Here is an 18,654-nt window from a genome sequence, read left to right on the forward strand (position 1 = left end):
TGACGGGATTGCCGTCCTGTCCTGGTGACAGGAGCTCTTCGTGGCCGGCGCGCAGATCACGTACGAAGGCGTTTCAGGAGGTGCTGGTGTTCCCGTTGAGGTCGCTGCTGTGGACCAGGTTGGTGGCCACCGAGTTGAAGCCGACCTTGGAGCCGTCGGCGCTCAGTACCGGAGCGATCGCCGATCTGCCGGCCGGGACGCCGTCGTGGGTGCCATTGGCCTGCACCGTCTGCCCGGTCACCCGGTCGTACACCAGGATGTCGCCCTGATCGTTGTCGCTCGGCCCCGAGTAGCCCTCCGGATAAGCGACCTTACGGCCGTCGGCGCTCATCGAGATCTGCTCGCACTGGGTGAAGTTCTTCGAGCCGCCCGAGGGCCGGCTGGCCCGCCGCACCTGCTGCGTCCGGCGGTCCAGGTCACCTGACACCAATGACCGGATCGGTCCGGTGCCGGACCCGATGTGGCCTGTCGCCGCCCCGCCAGCGCGGCCCAGACTCGGGGACATGACCCGAGCACTGATCGTCATCGATGTCCAGGAGTCCTTCCGCGCCCGTCCGCTGTGGGCGACCATCTCCGACCCCAAGATCGCCGACCAGGTGAACCGCCTGGTCCGGCTCGCCCGTCAGGTCGGGGACCTGGTGGTGTGGGTACTGCACACCGCGCCCGGCACCGGCGATGTCTTCGACCCGGCCGTCGGCCATGTCCGGCTGATGGAGGAGCTGGAGCGAGCGGATGGCGAGCCGCTGATCCACAAGACCTCGCACAACGCCTTCACCACCACCAACCTGCAGCAACTCCTCACCGAGCGCGGCATCCGCGAGCTCACCGTCTGCGGCATCCGCACCGAGCAGTGCGTGGAGACCACCACCCGCGTCGCGAGCGACCTCGGCTACCAGGTCACCTTCGTCACCGACGCGACCGCGACCAACCCCATCCCGCACCGCGACGCACCCGCCGACCAGAGCGTCGCCGAACTGCTGGCCGACCCCCGCACGCTGCCCGCCGAAGACGTCATCAAGCGCACCGAGTACGCCCTCGCCGGACGCTTCGCCACCATCGCGACGGTCGACCAGATGGAGGCAGCGGCAGAACCTCGGGCATGATGACCGAATCGTGAGCCACGTCGTCTTCCTCCTGGTGCCCGGAGTGCACTTGCTGGACCTGGCCGGTCCCGCGCAGGTCTTCTCCACGGCCGCCGACTTCGGGCACCCCTACACGCTCACCTACGTCGCCGAGCAGCCACAGGTCCCCACCGCCCAGGGGCTGCCGCTGGTGGCCGGGCTGGACTGGCCCGAGCTCGGACCCGAGGATCTGATCGTGGTGCCCGGCTGGCGGGCAGTCACCCTGGCCGACGCCCCCGCCATCGGCGCCGCCTCCCTGCAAGTCCTCCGGGACCACCACGCCAGGGGCGGGACGGTGGCCAGCGTCTGCGCCGGAGCCGAGGCGCTCGGCCGGGCCGGCCTGCTCGACGGCCGCCACTGCACCACCCACCACGACGTGCAGGACGAGCTGGCCCTGCGCCACCCCAGGGCGGTGGTCGTCCGCGACGTCCTGTTCACCGCCGACGACCGGGTGATCACCTCGGCCGGAATCGCCAGCGGCATCGATCTGGCCCTGCACCTGGTCGCGACCCGGCACGGCCCGGCCGTCGCCGCCCGGGTGGCCCGGAACATGGTCGTCTACGCCCGCCGCAACGGCCATGAGCCGCAGTCCAGCGCGATGTTCCGCCATCGCTCCCACCTCGACGACACCGTGCACCGTGCCCAGGACCTCATCGACGCCCGCTTCGACCAACGACTCCCGCTGCCCACCCTGGCCTCGGCCGTCGGCGTCAGCGAACGCACCCTCACCCGCCTCTTCACCCGTGCCATCGGGCTCACCCCACTGCGCTACCAGCAGACACTCCGCCTCGAACGCGCCCAACACCTCATCAGCCACGGCGCGACGATCGACGCCGCCGCCCGCTCGGTCGGCTTCGAGGACCCCCGCATGCTGCGCCGCCTCCGCGCCCGCACGGCCTGACTGCGTCAGTGGGTGGCTCCCCTTCAGGCGTGGGGACGCCCCCTTGTGCCCCGGCCCTGCGTATGTGGGCCACCCGATCACCCCGTCACCCGCGCTGGGCACCGCGAGCCCCGGGCTTCGAGCCGGACGCGCCAACCGCCGTACTGTGGCGCAGCGTTCGTGAGCCACACTCGGTCCATGAGGCAACACAATCTCTTCGGTGCCGCACTTCGGGCGCGGCGTGAAAGTACCGGCCCTGCCGCGGTTGCCCTCACCGCAGGGGGCCGACGTCGCACTCGCGGACTGCGCAGAGAGGAACTTGCCGACCTGGCCGGCGTCTCGGCGGACTACATCAGGCGGCTGGAGCAGGGCTGGAGCCACCCCTCGGCCAGTGTCGTGAACTCCCTCGCCCGGGCGTTACGCGTGGACCGGGCCGAGTACGAGTATTTCTGTGCGCTGGCGGGGCACGCCCCCGCTGACGGACCGGTCCCTCGTGACACAGGTCCGGGCGCGCGACGGCTGCTTGAACGTCTTGAGGGCACGCCGGTGTGCATCTGCGATGCGTCGTGGACGGTGGTCGCCTGGAACAGCGCATGGGAGGCGCTGCAGTGCGGAGAACAGACGTCACACACCTGGGATCGGAACCTCGCGTGGCGGGTCTTCCATCCGGATTCCGGTCGCGTCCGCAGGTCTGCCGAACAGGCAGCCAGGTTCGAAGCGATGCTGGCGGCGGAGCTTCGGACCGCGTCACTGCGCTACCCCGCGGACGACACTCTCGCCGCCCTGATCGACGAGCTGCGGAGCACGAGTGCTTCGTTCTCCACTTTGTGGAGCAGGGCGGGGGCCGTTACCCACCAGGATGACCGTTCCGTACTCAGCCATCCCGAGGCAGGTGACATCGCCCTGGACTGCGACCTGTTGGCGGTTCGTGACAGCGACCTGCGGGCCATGATCTTCACTGCACAGCCGGGTTCCGACGACGCCGAGCGGCTCAGGGAACTCGTCGGCGGTTCAGGGCGCGGGCCGACGTCAAAGGTGTGACAGTTTGGCCCAGGCTAAGCCCGCAGACCCGTTGCCATCCTTGATCGACAAGGAGAGCCGGTCGGCGTCGCCAAGGCGCAAGCCAGGAGCCGACCGGGCTTCTCACAGTGCAATTCCCCCATTGATGAAGACGGAGAACTCGGTGAGCGGTACGGAAATCCTGCAGCGCATGGAAAAGGCCATGAACGCGCACGACTTGGACGCATTTGTCGACTGCTTCACCGAGGACTTCGTCTCGGAGCTTCCACTCCATCCCCAGCGGAATTTCGTCGGTCGCGAGACCGTCCGGAAGAACTGGGGCGGACTCTTCGCGCACGTTCCGGACCTCGTGGGGACTGTCCTGCAGTCCGTTGTGGACGACGACCAGATCTGGAGCGAGTGGGAGATCCGCGGGAACACCCAGACCGGAATGCCGTACCTGGCTCGTGGTGCGGCCATCCATCGCCTCCGCGACGGAAAGCTGGCATCGGTGCGGTTCTACCTGGACAACGTCGAGGACGCCACTGAAGCAGATGGATAGCCACGTGTGCCTCCCCCGAAATTCGGGGGAGGCACAATCACGGCTCCACCCCGCCCGTCGACCACGAGACGACGCCGCCTGATGACCACGGGACCACCCCGCCGCACGAGCAGTCCGGGCCCACCGTCACGGTCACCGTGACCACCACCGTCACCGTGCACCCGAGCCCCACCTGCTCCTGCCAACCGGGGAAGTGATCCAAAGCTCTGGCCGGAGGAAGGACCGCTGCATAGGGTGATCGGGTGACACAGACCGCATCCGCTGCATCCCATGCCTCCGCTGCGTCCTCGGAGTCCGCCACGTCCTCGGCGTCTGCGACGTATCTCCGGTATCCGCATCTCCACGGCGAGTTGATCACCTTCACCGCCGAGGACGACGTCTGGGTCGCGCCCCTCGACGGCGGTCGCGCCTGGCGAGTCAGCGCCGACAACGTCCCTGTGAACCATCCGCGCATCTCCCCGGACGGTACGACCCTGGCCTGGACGTCCACCCGCGACGGCGCCCCCGAGGTGCACATCGCCCCCATCGACGGCGGCCCCTCCAAGCGCCTTACGCACTGGGGCAGTTGGCGGACCCAGGTACGCGGCTGGACCCCGGACGGCCAGGTCCTCGCGCTCAGCACCTACGGGCAGGCCAGCCTGCGGCGCAGCTGGGCGCGGGCCGTACCGCTCGACGGCGGTCCCGCAACCACCCTTCCGTACGGGCCTGTCGGCGGCGTCGCCCACGGACCCGGCGACGGCATCGTCCTGATCTCCGCGCCCATGGGCCGCGAGGCCGCCTGGTGGAAGCGGTACCGAGGCGGCACGGCGGGCAAGCTGTGGATCGATCGCGAGGGCGACGGTGAGTTCGTACGGCTGCATGCCGACCTGGACGGGAACATCGAGTACCCGTCGTGGGTCGGGGACCGGGTCGTCTTCCTCTCCGACCACGAGGGTGTGGGGGCCGTGTACTCCTCCCTCGCCGACGGGTCGGATCTGCGGCGGCACACGGCAGGTGGGGGCACCTCCCGCTCGAGCGAAGCCGAGAGTGGGGGAGGGTTTTATGCCCGGCACGCGGCGACCGACGGGACGCGCGTCGTGTACGCGTCCGCCGGTGAGCTGTGGATCCTCGACGACCTGGACGGGGCCGAGCCGCGGCGGCTCGACATCCGGCTCGGCGGGCAGCGCGTCGATCTGCAGCCGCACCCCGTGAACGCGGCCCGCTGGTTCGGCGCGGGCGCCCCCGACCACACCGGACGCGGCAGCGCGATCGCCGTGCGCGGCGCCGTCCACTGGGTCACCCACCGTTCGGGGCCCGCCCGGGCACTGGCCGCCGAGCAGGGCGTACGGGCCCGGCTGCCGCGTACGTTCCGCGTGGACGGCGAGGAGCACGTGGTGTGGGTGACGGACGCGGAGGGCGAGGACGCGCTGGAGTTCGCGCCCGCCACCGGAGCCGCACCCGGTGCGACACCGCGCCGGCTCGCCGCCGGGCAGCTGGGCAGGGTGCTCGGGCTCGCGGTGGCGCCCGACGGCAGCCGGGCCGCCGTGGCCTCGCACGACGGGCGGGTGCTGCTCGTCGAGCGGGAGACGGGAGAGGTACGGGAGGTCGACCGCAGCGATGACGGCGACGTCTCCGGGCTCGTGTTCTCGCCCGACTCGGCCTGGCTCGCCTGGTCGCATCCCGGCCCGCGCCCGCTGCGCCAGCTCAAGCTCGCCAACACCGCCGACCTGTCGGTGACCGAGGCGACCCCGCTCCGTTTCCGGGACTACGCGCCCGCGTTCACGCTGGACGGCAAACACCTCGCCTTCCTGTCGGCCCGCTCCTTCGACCCGGTCTACGACGAGCACGTCTTCGACCTGGCCTTCGTCGGCGGTTCGCGGCCGCACCTGATCACGCTCGCCGCCACCACCCCGTCCCCCTTCGGGCCGCAGCGGCACGGCCGTCCCTTCGACGCCCCCGACAAGGAGGAGACGCCCGACAGCGAGGGCGCCCCGACGACCCGTATCGACCTGGACGGACTCGCCGACCGCATCGTGCCGTTCCCGGTCGAGGCCGCCCGCTACTCGCAGCTGCGCGCTGCCAAGGACGGGCTGCTGTGGCTGCGCCACCCGGTGATCGGCGTACTCGGCGCCTCCCGCGCCACCCCGGACGACCCGGACCCGAAGACCGACCTCGAGCGCTACGACCTCGTGCAGCAGCGCATCGAGCATCTCGCCTCGGACGCCGACCGCTTCGCGGTCACCGGCGACGGCAAGCGGATCCTGCTGTGGACCGACAGCAAGCTCAAGGTCGTACCGAGCGACCGGCGCGCCTCGAACGACGACGAGAGCGACACCAACATCACCGTCGACCTGTCGCGGGTCCGCCAGAGCGTCGACCCGGCCGCAGAGTGGCGGCAGATGTACGACGAGGCCGGCCGCCTCATGCGCGACAACTTCTGGCGTCCCGACCTCGGCGGGGTCGACTGGGACGGCGTACTCGACCGCTACCGGCCGGTGCTCGACCGGGTTGCCGCGCACGACGACCTGGTGGACCTGCTGTGGGAGGTGCAGGGCGAGCTCGGCACCTCCCACGCTTACGTCACTCCGCGCGGCGGCTTCGGCAGCGGGGAGCGGCAGGGGCTGCTCGGCGCGGACATCTCCCGTCACGAGGACGGCAGTTGGCGTATCGACCGGATCCTGCCGTCGGAGACCTCCGACCCGGACGCACAGGCACCGCTCGCCGCGCCCGGCGTCGCGGTGCGCGCCGGCGACGCGATCGTCGCCGTCTCCGGGCGGCCGGTCGACCCGGTGACCGGACCGGGCCCGCTGCTCGTCGGTACGGCCGGAAAGCCGGTCGAGCTGACCATCTCCCCGTCCGGCGGCGGCGATCCACGCCACGCCGTGGTCGTCCCCATCTCCGACGAGGAGCCGCTGCGCTACCACGCGTGGGTGGCCGACCGGCGTGCGTACGTCCACGAGAAGTCCGAGGGCCGGCTCGGCTACCTCCACGTGCCCGACATGGTCGGCTCCGGCTGGGCGCAGCTCCACCGCGACCTGCGGATCGAGGTCGCCAAGGAGGGCCTGGTCGTCGACCTCCGCGAGAACCGCGGCGGCCATACGTCCCAGCTCGTCGTCGAAAAGCTCGCGAGGCGCATCGTCGGCTGGGACCTGCCGCGCGGAATGCGCCCGTACAGCTACCCCGAGGACGCGCCGCGCGGCCCGGTCGTCGCCGTCGCCAACGAGTTCTCCGGCTCGGACGGCGACATCGTCAACGCGGCGATCAAGGCGCTCGGCATCGGACCGGTGGTGGGCACGCGCACCTGGGGCGGCGTCGTAGGCATCGACAGCCGCTACCGCCTCGTCGACGGCACGCTCGTCACCCAGCCCAAGTACGCGTTCTGGCTCGAGGGTTACGAGTGGGGCGTGGAGAACCACGGCGTCGATCCGGACGTCGAGGTGATCCAGGCGCCACAGGACTACGCGGCGGGACGCGACGTCCAACTGGACGAGGCGATCCGTATCGCGCTGGCGGCGCTGACGGAGAACCCGGCGAAGACGGCTCCGCCTTTGCCGGGGGAGTGAGTCCGGAGTGAATGACGAGGGGCTTACGGCCGGGCCGCGGGCATCCTGCCCGCCCCCGCCGGTCGCTACGATGCCGACGTAACGATCATCCAGCGTGAGGAGGCCGCGCATGACAGGGGAACCGCAGGACGACTGTCTGTTCTGCAAGATCGTCGCAGGGAAGGTGCCGGCGACCGTCGTCCGTGAGACGGAGACGACTGTTGCCTTCCGGGACATCAACCCGCAGGCGCCCACACATGTCCTGGTGATCCCGAAGGTCCACTACCGGGACGCCGCCTCGCTCGCCGCCGGCGACCCCGCGGCCCTCGCCGACGTGGTGCGCGAGGCCGGTGAGGTCGCGGCTGACGAGAAGCTGGACAGTTACCGCGTCGTCTTCAACACCGGAAGCGGTGCGGGCCAGACCGTCTGGCACGTGCACGCCCACGTCCTGGGCGGCCGCGGCATGCAGTGGCCGCCGGGATAGGCCGGGACAACTCACCGTGTCCGTACGCGAATTGGTGGTCCTCGGCACCGCCAGCCAGGTCCCCACCCGACACCGCAACCACAACGGCTATCTGCTGCGCTGGGACGGGGAGGGGCTGCTCTTCGACCCCGGCGAGGGCACGCAGCGGCAGATGCTGCGTGCCGGGGTCGCGGCCCATGACCTGCACCGGATCTGCGTCACGCACTTCCACGGCGACCACTCGCTCGGCCTCGCCGGAGTGATCCAGCGCATCAACCTCGACCGGGTGCCGCACGAGATCACCGCCCACTATCCGCGCTCAGGGCGGCACTTCTTCGAACGGCTGCGGTACGCCACCGCCTACCGCGAGAGCGTCCAGCTCACCGAAGCACCGGTCGCCGCCGACGGCGTACTCACGGCCTCGAAGGCGTACACCCTGGAAGCCCGCAAGCTGGCCCACCCCGTCGAGTCGTACGGCTACCGGCTAGTCGAACCCGACGGGCGGCGGATGCTGCCCGAGCGGCTCGCCTCGTACGGGATCAAAGGGCCGGACGTGGGGCGGATCCAGCGGGAGGGGGCGCTGGGCGATGTCACGTTGGAGGACGTGAGCGTGGTGCGGCGGGGGCAGCGGTTCGCATTCGTCATGGACACCCGGCTGTGCGACGGCGTGTACGCGCTCGCGGAGGGGGCCGACATGCTCGTCATCGAGTCGACGTTCCTCGACGCGGACATCGAACTCGCCGTCGAACACGGCCACTTGACCGCCGGTCAGGCGGGTGGTGTCGCCCGGGACGCGGGCGTACGGCATCTCGTGCTGACGCACTTCAGCCAGCGGTACGACGACCCCGATGAATTCGAGCGGCAGGCGCGGGCCGCCGGGTTCGAAGGGGAGCTGACGGTGGCGCACGATCTGCTGCGGGTACCGCTTCCGAAACGCCGGTGACCCGGTCGTACGATGCCTGAATGCCCCTGCCCAAAGCCGAACTGCACGTGCACATCGAAGGCACCCTCGAACCCGAGCTGGCCCTCGCGCTCGCCGCGCGCAACGGCGTCGAGCTGCCGTACGCCGATACGGAAGAGCTCCGCAAGGCGTACCAGTTCAGCGACCTCCAGTCCTTCCTGCATCTTTACTACGAGCTGATGGCCGGACTCCGGACCGAGCGGGACTTCGAGGAGCTGGCCGACGCCTATCTCGCGCGGGCCGCGGCGCAGGGAGTGCGGCATGCGGAGATCTTCTTCGATCCGCAGGCGCACCTCGCACGCGGCGTCGACATGGGGACGGTGGTGGAAGGGCTCTGGCGGGCCCTCGGCCGGAGCCAGGCCGTGCATGGTGTCTCCACGCAGCTGATCATGTGCTTCCTGCGGGACGAGTCCGCCGAGTCCGCGATGCGGACCCTGGACGCCGCCGGGCCGTATCTCGACCGGATCGTCGGCGTCGGCCTCGACTCCGCCGAGGTCGGGCATCCGCCGGGGAAGTTCCGCGAGGTGTACGAGGCCGCCGCCGCGCTCGGGCTGCGGCGGGTCGCCCACGCGGGGGAGGAGGGGCCGCCCGCGTACATCACCGAGGCACTCGACGTACTCGGCGCCGAGCGGATCGACCACGGGCTGAGCTGCATGGAGGACCCGGCGCTGGTCGAGCGGCTCGTACGGGAGCGGGTGCCGCTGACGGTCTGTCCCCTGTCGAACGTACGGCTGCGAGCCGTCGACACCCTGGCGGAACATCCGCTGCCCGCGATGCTCGACGCCGGGCTGCTGTGCACGGTCAACTCCGACGATCCCGCGTACTTCGGCGGCTACGTCGACGACAACTTCCACGCCGTGCACGAGACGCTGGGGCTCTCGCACGATCGGCTGCGGGAACTGGCGCGGAACTCGTTCCTCGCGTCGTTCCTCGAGCATGACGAGGAGCGGCGGGGACGGTACCTCGCCGAGGTGGACGCTTACGCGTTCGAGTAGCGGACGTAGGGGGCGTAAGTGCGCGGGGTGCGCCCGCTGCCGCAAGGGCGGCTGTCAGTGCTGTGGTGCACACTGGCTGGAAATCGCACCACCTCAGGGGAGCGCACCGTGACCACGCCCCACGGAGAGGGCCCGTACCGCCGCCACGCCGACGTCGATCCGCTCGCCGGGCTGCGCACACCCGGCGACCCGCCCTGGGACGTCTACCTCACGGGCACCGTCTTCCTGGACATCATCTTCACCGGGCTCGACTCCGCCCCCGTACGCGGCACCGAGTCCTGGGCGCGCGGCATGGGCTCGAGCCCCGGAGGCGTCGCCAACATGGCGACCGCGCTGGCCCGCCTCGGCCTGAAGACCTCCCTGGCGGCTGCCTTCGGGGACGACCACTACGGGGAGTACTGCTGGGACGCCCTGGAACAGGGCGAGCACATCGACCTGTCCACGTCACGCACGGTGCCCCACTGGCACTCCCCGGTCACCGTCTCCATGGCGTACGAGGGCGAGCGGACCATGGTCAGCCACGGCCACGAACCGCCCCCGGAGGAGCCGGCGCCCGACTGCCCGCCACGCGCGCGTGCCGCCATCGCCTCCCTGACGCCGGGCACACGCGCGCCCTGGATCGCGCAAGCCGCGCGCAAGGGAGCCAGGATCTTCGCCGACGTCGGCTGGGACGACACCGGCCGCTGGGACCTCGCCGCCCTCCCCGACCTGGAGCACTGCGAGGCCTTCCTGCCGAACGCCGAGGAGGCCATGCGCTACACGCGCACCCCCTGCCCCCGCGCCGCCGCCCGCGCCCTCACCGACCACGTACCGCTCGCCGTCGTCACCCTCGGCGCGGAAGGCGCGTACGCCGTCGACGGCCGCACCGGAGAGACCGCCGACGTCCCCGCCATCGCCGTCGAGGCCCTCGACCCCACCGGCGCCGGCGACGTCTTCGTGGCCGGCTTCGTCACCGGCACCCTGGCCGGCTGGCCCCTCGCCGACCGCCTCGCCTTCGCCGGCCTCACGGCCGCCCTCTCCGTCCAGGAGTTCGGTGGCTCCCTCTCCGCCCCCGGCTGGACCGAGATCGCCGCCTGGTGGCGCCGAGTCCAGTCGTACGACGACCAGGACCCGGCCGCGCTCAGACGGTATGCCTTCCTGGAGGCACTGCTCCCGGAGGACGCCAGGCCCTGGCCACTGCGGCGGGCGGTGCCGACGATTGGGTTCCGTACGTCGGCGTGAGGGCGGCGCGGATCCCCGTCCCATACCCCTCCGGTAACGGCCCTCGAAAACGCCTACGGCGTTGTCAGTGCTCCGACGTACCCTGGGCAGTGCAAAGGCAGTCCACCGACTGCGGACCCTGCCGAGGAGGACGAGCAAGGCCTACGAGCCGGCCCATGACTGACACACCCACAGCGCACAGCCCCGTCCAGGGCCAAGCGAAAGCGCAGTTCACCGTTCCGCCCAAGCACCCCATGGTGACCGTGCTGGGCTCAGGAGACGCCCTCCTGCGCGTGATCGAGAAGGCCTTCCCGGCGGCCGACATCCACGTCCGGGGCAACGAGATCAGCGCGGTCGGCGACGCCCGCGAGGTGGCCCTCGTCCAGCGCCTGTTCGACGAGATGATGCTGGTGCTCCGCACCGGACAGCCGATGACGGAGGACGCGGTGGAACGCTCGATCGCCATGCTGAGGGCAAGTGAGGACGGCAACGGCCCGGAGGAGACCCCGGCCGAGGTGCTCACCCAGAACATCCTGTCCTCGCGCGGCCGCACGATCCGCCCCAAGACCCTCAACCAGAAGCGGTACGTCGACGCCATCGACAAGCACACCGTCGTCTTCGGCATCGGCCCCGCGGGCACCGGCAAGACCTACCTCGCCATGGCCAAGGCGGTCCAGGCCCTCCAGTCCAAGCAGGTCAACCGCATCATCCTGACCCGCCCGGCGGTAGAGGCGGGCGAGCGGCTCGGCTTCCTGCCCGGCACGCTGTACGAGAAGATCGACCCGTACCTGCGCCCCCTCTACGACGCGCTGCACGACATGCTGGACCCGGACTCGATTCCGCGGTTGATGGCGGCGGGGACGATAGAGGTGGCGCCCCTCGCATACATGCGTGGTCGCACCTTGAATGACGCCTTCATCATCCTGGACGAGGCCCAGAACACGAGCGCCGAGCAGATGAAGATGTTCCTCACCCGGCTTGGCTTCGACTCGAAGATCGTGATCACCGGTGACGTCACGCAGGTCGACCTCCCGGCGGGCACGAAGTCCGGTCTGCGTCAGGTCCAGGAGATCCTGGAGGGACTCGACGACGTCCACTTCTCGCGGCTGTCGTCGCAGGATGTCGTACGGCACAAGCTGGTCGGCCGTATCGTCGACGCGTACGAGAAGTACGACAGCGAGAACGGCACGCAGAACGGCTCTCACAAGGGCCGTGACAAACGGAAGTAGACCAAGCCCGATCATGTCGATCGACGTCAACAACGAGTCCGGAACCGAGGTCGACGAGCAGGCGATCCTCGACATCGCCCGTTACGCGCTCGCGCGGATGCGTATCCACCCGCTCTCCGAGCTCTCGGTGATCGTCGTGGACGCCGATGCCATGGAGCAGCTCCATATCCAGTGGATGGAGCTGCCGGGACCGACGGACGTGATGTCCTTCCCGATGGACGAGCTGCGTCCGCCGTCGAAGGACGGCGACGAGCCGCCGCAGGGGCTGCTCGGTGACATCGTGCTCTGCCCCGAGGTCGCCGAGCGGCAGGGCAAGGAGGCGGCGACGCAGCACTCCATGGACGAGGAGCTTCAGCTCCTCACGGTGCATGGGGTGCTGCATCTGCTCGGTTACGACCATGAGCAGGCGAACGAGAAGACCGAGATGTTCGGTCTGCAGGCCGCCATCGTGGACGGCTGGCGCGCGGAGAAGGGCCTGACCGGCCCGTCCCCGGCCCCGACCGTGTCATGAACCCCCAGATCGTTCTCGGCGCGACAGCGCTGGTCGTCGTGGCCTGGCTCGCCGCCTGCGCGGAGGCGGGTCTGGCGCGCGTCTCCAGTTTCCGCGCGGAGGAGGCCGTACGGTCCGGCCGCCGCGGCAGCGCCAAGCTGGCCCAGGTCGCCGCGGACCCGACCCGCTATCTGAACGTCGCGCTGCTGGTGCGCGTCGCCTGCGAGATGGCCGCCGCGGCGCTCGTCACGTACGCCTGCCTGATGGAGTTCGACGAGACCTGGGAGGCCCTGTCGATCGCGATCGGCGTGATGGTCCTCGTCTCGTATGTCGCGGTCGGGGTCTCCCCGCGCACGATCGGCCGCCAGCATCCGCTGAACACGGCGACGGCGGCGGCGTACATCCTGCTGCCCCTGGCGCGTGTCATGGGCCCGATCCCGCCCCTGCTGATCCTCATCGGCAACGCGCTGACGCCCGGCAAGGGCTTCCGCCGCGGCCCGTTCGCCTCCGAGGCCGAGTTGCGCGCCCTGGTCGACCTCGCCGAGAAGGAGTCGCTCATCGAGGACGATGAGCGCCGGATGGTGCACTCCGTCTTCGAACTGGGCGACACGCTCGTGCGGGAGGTGATGGTGCCGCGTACGGACCTGGTGGTCATCGAGCGTTACAAGACGATCCGGCAGGCGCTGACGCTGGCGCTGCGGTCGGGTTTCTCGCGTATCCCCGTCACCGGGGAGAGCGAGGACGACGTCGTGGGGATCGTGTATCTGAAGGATCTGGCCCGTAAGACGCACATCAGTCGGGACGCGGAGAGCGAGCTCGTCTCGACGGCGATGCGGCCTGCGGCCTTCGTACCGGACACGAAGAACGCGGGCGATCTGCTGCGCGAGATGCAGCAGCACCGCAATCACGTCGCCGTCGTCATCGACGAGTACGGCGGCACGGCCGGCATCGTCACCATCGAGGACATCCTGGAGGAGATCGTCGGCGAGATCACGGACGAGTACGACCGTGAACTGCCGCCGGTCGAGAACCTCGGCGACGACCGCTACCGCGTGACGGCCCGCCTGGACATCGGCGACCTCGGTGAGCTGTACGGCTTCGAGGCGTACGACGACGAGGATGTGGAGACGGTGGGCGGGCTGCTGGCCAAGGCGCTGGGGCGGGTGCCGATCGCGGGTGCCTCGTCGGTGGTGTCGCTGCCGGACGAGCGCGGGCTGCGGCTCACCGCGGAGACCGCGGCGGGCCGCCGGAACAAGATCGTGACCGTGCTGGTGGAGCCGATGGGTCCGGCAGAGCCGCCGGAGGAGGAGAAGAAGCCGGAGTGACCCCTCAGGAACTGCGTACCTTCTGCCTGTCCTTCAACGCGGCGGTGGAGGACTTCCCGTTCAACCCGGAGTTGTCCGTCTTCAAGGTGCTGGGCAAGCTGTTCGCGCTGACGAGCCTGGACGCCCGCCCTCTCACCGTGAACCTCAAGTGCGCCCCGGAGGACGCGATTCGTCTGCGGGGCGAGTACCCCGGGCTGATCATCCCCGGCTGGCACATGAACAAGCGGCACTGGAACACGGTCACGGTGGACGGGGAGCTCCCGGACCGGCTCGTACGGGAGCTGATCGAGGACTCGTACGACCTGGTGGTGGCTGGTCTGCCGCGTGCCGAGCGGCTCCGCCTGGACCGTCCCTGAGGATCTCGCCTGGATGACCACCCGAGTTGCGGGCACTCGGACGGCGCGAACGGCGCCGTCACGAGAGCGCTGTCACGAGAGGTGGGGAGCCGTGCGATGGGTCTGGGACTGCTGTTGACGACGACTCCTTCGGCCGGCGGTTTCGTGTTGGCGGGGCCCCGGCTGCTCGCGCGGGGGGTCGCGCCCGTGGTGGGCGCGGCTGCCGCAGCGGTGGCGGGCACGGCGCGGGCCGGCGTACGGGGCGTGGATTCCGCGGTGCGGGTCGGGCGCGTCGCCCGTAACGCGTTGCCCGGAGGCTCGCCCCACTGGCGGTCCGGCACGCGGGCGCACCTCGCGCTGCGGCCGTCCGCGGCGGAAGGGGTGCGAGGGGAGGACGGGAGGGAGCATCGGGCGCGACGGGTGGCCGCCGCGCTGGCGGAGCGGCCGGACGTGGCGTTCGCGTACTGGGACGGTGGCCTGGCGCGGCTGGTGGTGGTCGCCACCGAGGAGGCGCTCACCGACCGGGTGGTGGAGAAGGCGACCGCTCTCGCGGCCCGGCACGGACTCGCGTCGTCGGACGAGTCGGTGGAGGAGTTCACGCATCCGGGTGACCCGTCCGGAGTACGAGCCGCCGCGGCGGCGGTCGCCATCGACGCCGTGGGTACCGGAGCCGCGCTGATCGCGGGCGCCCTGCGCCTGCCGCCCTCGCCCCGGCTGGTGACCGCGGTGGTGACGCTGCTGCGCGAGAACCCGCGCTTCCGTGGCCTGCTGCGCGCCCGGCTCGGCCGCTCCCGGATGGACATGGTGCTGGCCGCGGCGAACGCGGCCGCCCATGGCGCGGGCCAGACGCCGACCTCCCTGCTGCTCGACGGGGCGCTGCGCGCCTGCCAGCTGGCGGAGACGGTGGCGCGCCTGGCCGCCTTCGACGCGGTCCACGACCAGGTGTGCACGCCGGAGCGGACCAGCGCGGCGGCGGACCACATCCCACGCCCACCGCTGCGGACCTCCCCGGCCCAGGAGTACGCCGCCCATGCCTCCGCCGGCAGTGTGGCGGGCGCCGCGGCGACGCTGCTGGTCAAGCACGACGGTGCGGAGGCGGCGGAAGCGGTCCTCGCGGGCTCGCCGAAGGCCGCGCGCTACGGGCCTGCTGCTTTCCACGCCGTGCTGAGCGGCGCGCTGTCCCGCACTGGCGTGCTGGTGCGGGACCCGGAGCGGCTGCGGCAGCTGGAGATGGCCGACACGGTCGTCCTGCATCCGAGCGCGCTGCGTACTCCGGGCGCGGGGGCGGATCCGTGGGCAGAGACCGTACTGGACGCGGCTCGGCGCGCCGGGCTGCGTGTCGTGGTGGTGGACGATCCGGCGGATTCCGCGCTGAGCGAGTTCACGAGTCTCGCCGACCAAGTCGTGGGCGGTGACCGCCCGTTGAGCGAGGTGGTGAACGGGCTGCGGGAGGGGGACGGCACCGTCGTCACGGTCGCCCGGTTGCTGTCGGCCGACGACAGCGACGTACTGTCCGGGCTGCTCGGCGGTGACGTGGCCGTCGCTCTCGCGGACCAGGAGAGCACAGTCGTATGGGGAGCGGACGTCGTGGCCCTGCACGGTCTGGCCGACGTGTGGCGGCTGCTGACCGCCGTGCGGGCTGCCCGCGTGACCGGCCACAGGTCGCAGACGCTGGCCCGGTCGGGCGCCGCGCTGTCGGGCCTGCTGGTGGCCGTCGGCGAGTCCGGGCGGGGGCGCCGCTCGCCGTTGCTGCCCGGCTTGCGGCATGCACCGGTCGACGCCGCGGCGGCGGTGGCGCTGCTGTCCGGGGCGCGAGCGGCGCTCGGCGTCGCGGTGACCCGGGCCCCGCACCCCCGTCCGCGGGTGGCCTGGCATGCGCTGGAACCGTCGGACGTCCTGTCCCGGCTGGAGCACGAACCGCACCCCGACGAGAGTGCCGTCCAGCAGGCGACCGCCCAGGTGCGTGAGGCGGTGGCCACCGTCGGCCGTCATCCCGTCCTGGCCCCGGCGCGGTGGTCGGTGCGGCTCGCCCGGGCCGTGCGCGGTGAACTGGACGATCCGCTCACCCCGGTGCTGGCGGTCGGTTCGGCCGCCTCGGCCATCCTCGGCTCCGTCGTGGACGCCCTGCTGGTCGTGGGCGCGCTCGACCTGAACGCGCTGGTCGGAGGCGTACAGCGGCTGCGGGCCGAGCGGGCGCTGTCCGGGCTGCTCGCGGGGCAGAAACAGAAGGCGCGCGTGACGGACCGGACAGAGGGCGGCCCGTTCACCGAAGCACCTGTCACATCCGCCGAAGCACACATCGTCGACGCCGCCAAGCTCGTCCCCGGCGATGTGATCGAGCTCCAGTCGGACGATGTCGTGCCCGCCGACGCCCGCCTCCTGTGGGAGGACGGCCTGGAGGTGGACGAGTCCGCGCTGACCGGCGAGTCCCTGCCGGCGGACAAGCAGACGGACCCGACTCCGCGAGCTCCTGTGCCCGACCGCGGCTGCATGGTGTTCGAGGGCACGACCGTGGTGGCCGGGCATGCCCAAGCTGTCGTGGTGGACACCGGCGACCGTACCGAGGCGGCCCGTGCTGTCTCCCTCGCCGCTCGTACCCCGCCGTCCGGCGGGGTACAGGCCAGGCTGCAGGAACTCACCCGCAAGGCGCTGCCGTTGACGCTGGCGGGCGGGGCGGCGGTGACGGGTCTTTCGCTGCTGCGCGGCACGCCGATACGCCAGGCGGTGAGCGGCGGTGTGGCGGTCGCCGTGGCCGCCGTACCTGAAGGCCTGCCGCTGGTGGCCACGGTGGCGCAACTCGCGGCGGCCCGGCGGCTGAGCCGCCGCGGCGTCCTCGTCCGCACTCCGCGCACGCTGGAGGCGCTGGGCCGCATGGACACGATCTGCTTCGACAAGACGGGCACCCTGACCGAGAACCGGCTACGGCTGGTGCGGGTGACCGACGCCGACGGTACGTCCCACACCCTGGACGAGGCGGAGTCCGGGCGCACGCTGCGCGACGCCGCGCGTGCCTGCCCGCGCCTGAACGGCGACTCCACCCGGCCGGCACACGCCACCGACGAGGCGGTCCTGGACGCGGCCGGTCCCGATCCGGAGTGGACGCAGACCGAGGGCCGCCCGTTCGAGGCCGCCCGCGGGTACGCCGCCGCCGTCGGCCGGGCTGCGGACGGCTCATCGGTGCTCGTGGTCAAGGGCGCCCCGGAGACCGTCCTGCCCGCGTGCCGCGACCTCCCCGGCCACGCGTCCGACGCGGCGCAGTCGCTGGCCCGCGACGGACTGCGGGTCCTCGCGGTGGCCGGGCGCCCGCTGGCGGAGGGCGAGGAAGCGACGGACGTACTGGAAGAGCCCCTTGCCGAGCTGGAGTTCACCGGCCTGCTCGCGCTGGCGGACGTGGCGCGCGACACGTCCACCGCCCTGGTGCACGGTCTGCGGCAGGCGGGCGTACGACCCGTCATGCTGACCGGCGACCACCCGCAGACCGCCCGGGCGATCGCCGCCGACCTGGGCTGGCCGGACGACACGACCGTGGTCACGGGCGACGAACTGGCGGCCGCGGACCGGTCGGCACGGTCCCGGATGCTGCGCGACGCGAGTGTGGTGGCCCGTGTCGCACCCGAGCAGAAGCTCCAGGTCGTCGAGGCGTTGCGGGACGCGGGCCGGGTGGTCGGGATGGTCGGCGACGGCGCCAACGACGCCGCGGCCATCCGCGCCGCCGACGTCGGCGTGGGCATCAGCGCCCGTGGCTCGGCGGCCGCACGCAACGCGGCCGACATCGTCCTCACCGACGACGACCTCACGGTCCTCATCGAGGCGGTCACCGAAGGCCGTGCGCTGTGGCACGGCGTCGCCGACGCCATCGCCATCCTGATCGGCGGCAACGCGGGAGAGGTCGGCTTCGGCGTCCTCGGAACCCTCCTCTCGGGCGCGGCCCCGCTCTCCACCCGCCAGATGCTGCTGGTGAACCTGTTCACGGACCTGTTCCCGGCGATGGCGGTGGCGGTGACGCCGCAGGAGGAGGCCTCCGCGGCGGAGGGCGACGGCACGACACCGGCCGAGGGGGAACGTACGGCACCCGGGGAGGCGGAAGGCGGCGCCGGTCCGGGCAGCGAGCCGCTCGGTGCGTCGCTTCTCGGCGCGCCGCTGATCCGCCAGATCCGCCACCGTGCCCTGACCACGTGCGTGGGCGCGACGGCGGCCTGGCTGGCCGGCCGCTTCACCCCGGGTACGGCCCGCCGCTCCACGACGATGGCTCTGTGCGGCGTGGTCGGTACGCAGCTCGCCCAGACCCTGGCCGACCGCCGCGACAGTCCTCTGGTCCGCGTCACTGCCCTCGGCTCCGCCGCCGCCCTCGTCGCCCTGATCCAGACGCCGGGCCCCAGCCAGTTCTTCGGCTGCACCCCCCTGGGCCCGGTCGCCTGGGGCGGCGTCGTCGCGGCCATAGCACTCGCGTTGGCGGGGCAACGGGCCTTGCCGCGTCTCGAAGAGGTGGTCCTCCGGCACGGGCCGTCCGGCGAGGCGTGGGCGAGGTGGACAAGGGCCATGCATCCCGTGACGGGGTAGGTGCGCGTTCTTG

Annotated in this window: 15 protein-coding genes; 14 read left to right on the plus strand and 1 reads right to left on the minus strand. The window is 71.5% G+C overall.

Annotated elements, in window-relative coordinates; genetic code table 11:
- Positions 1-73: 73 nt before the first annotated feature.
- Complete coding sequence (locus OP79_RS57000; protein WP_051744688.1) at positions 74-427, minus strand: hypothetical protein; 354 nt, start codon at positions 425-427, stop codon at positions 74-76.
- 76 nt (positions 428-503) lie between these two features.
- Here OP79_RS57000 and OP79_RS15740 point away from each other — a divergent pair, with 76 nt between their 5' ends.
- From OP79_RS15740 to OP79_RS15805, 14 genes are all read left to right on the plus strand, one after another.
- Positions 504-1,103 (plus strand): cysteine hydrolase family protein, encoded by a 600-nt coding sequence (locus OP79_RS15740; protein WP_033320830.1) that lies wholly within the window; start codon positions 504-506, stop codon positions 1,101-1,103.
- 10 nt (positions 1,104-1,113) lie between these two features.
- Complete coding sequence (locus OP79_RS15745) at positions 1,114-2,022, plus strand: GlxA family transcriptional regulator (RefSeq protein WP_033320831.1); 909 nt, start codon at positions 1,114-1,116, stop codon at positions 2,020-2,022.
- A 177-nt stretch (positions 2,023-2,199) separates the two neighbouring features.
- Positions 2,200-3,042 carry a helix-turn-helix domain-containing protein gene (locus tag OP79_RS15750; RefSeq protein WP_033320832.1) on the plus strand — a complete coding sequence of 281 codons (843 nt, stop codon included), beginning with the start codon at positions 2,200-2,202 and terminating at the stop codon, positions 3,040-3,042.
- 124 nt (positions 3,043-3,166) lie between these two features.
- The gene (locus OP79_RS15755) at positions 3,167-3,562 is read left to right on the plus strand and encodes a nuclear transport factor 2 family protein (RefSeq protein WP_051744697.1); all 396 of its coding nucleotides are present in this window, start codon (positions 3,167-3,169) and stop codon (positions 3,560-3,562) included.
- Between the two features lie 242 nt (positions 3,563-3,804).
- Positions 3,805-7,104 (plus strand): S41 family peptidase, encoded by a 3,300-nt coding sequence (locus tag OP79_RS15760; protein ID WP_483855333.1) that lies wholly within the window; start codon positions 3,805-3,807, stop codon positions 7,102-7,104.
- Between the two features lie 109 nt (positions 7,105-7,213).
- Positions 7,214-7,567: a histidine triad nucleotide-binding protein gene (locus OP79_RS15765; protein WP_033320833.1), complete on the plus strand. Its 354-nt coding sequence runs from the start codon at positions 7,214-7,216 to the stop codon at positions 7,565-7,567.
- Positions 7,568-7,583: 16 nt separating this feature from the next.
- Positions 7,584-8,489 (plus strand): ribonuclease Z, encoded by a 906-nt coding sequence (locus tag OP79_RS15770; protein ID WP_033320834.1) that lies wholly within the window; start codon positions 7,584-7,586, stop codon positions 8,487-8,489.
- 20 nt (positions 8,490-8,509) lie between these two features.
- Positions 8,510-9,502 carry an adenosine deaminase gene (locus OP79_RS15775; protein ID WP_033320835.1) on the plus strand — a complete coding sequence of 331 codons (993 nt, stop codon included), beginning with the start codon at positions 8,510-8,512 and terminating at the stop codon, positions 9,500-9,502.
- A 108-nt stretch (positions 9,503-9,610) separates the two neighbouring features.
- The gene (locus OP79_RS15780; protein ID WP_033320836.1) at positions 9,611-10,723 is read left to right on the plus strand and encodes a carbohydrate kinase family protein; all 1,113 of its coding nucleotides are present in this window, start codon (positions 9,611-9,613) and stop codon (positions 10,721-10,723) included.
- 155 nt (positions 10,724-10,878) lie between these two features.
- A complete protein-coding gene (locus OP79_RS15785; RefSeq protein WP_033320837.1) occupies positions 10,879-11,931 on the plus strand; it encodes a PhoH family protein in 1,053 nt (350 codons plus the stop codon).
- A 13-nt stretch (positions 11,932-11,944) separates the two neighbouring features.
- On the plus strand, positions 11,945-12,442 hold the full coding sequence (gene ybeY, locus OP79_RS15790; RefSeq protein WP_033320838.1) for an rRNA maturation RNase YbeY: 498 nt from the start codon (positions 11,945-11,947) through the stop codon (positions 12,440-12,442).
- Positions 12,439-13,746 (plus strand): hemolysin family protein, encoded by a 1,308-nt coding sequence (locus OP79_RS15795; RefSeq protein ID WP_033320839.1) that lies wholly within the window; start codon positions 12,439-12,441, stop codon positions 13,744-13,746. The genes ybeY and OP79_RS15795 overlap by 4 nt, the downstream gene beginning before the upstream one ends.
- Complete coding sequence (locus OP79_RS15800; protein ID WP_033320840.1) at positions 13,743-14,102, plus strand: MmcQ/YjbR family DNA-binding protein; 360 nt, start codon at positions 13,743-13,745, stop codon at positions 14,100-14,102. Before OP79_RS15795 ends, OP79_RS15800 begins: the two co-directional genes overlap by 4 nt.
- 96 nt (positions 14,103-14,198) lie before the next feature.
- Positions 14,199-18,641, plus strand: a complete 4,443-nt coding sequence (locus OP79_RS15805) for a cation-translocating P-type ATPase (RefSeq protein WP_033320841.1) — start codon at positions 14,199-14,201, stop codon at positions 18,639-18,641.
- The last annotated feature ends 13 nt before the right edge of the window (positions 18,642-18,654 follow it).

Source organism: Streptomyces yerevanensis (genome assembly GCF_000716805.1).
Lineage (GTDB): Bacteria > Actinomycetota > Actinomycetes > Streptomycetales > Streptomycetaceae > Streptomyces > Streptomyces flaveus.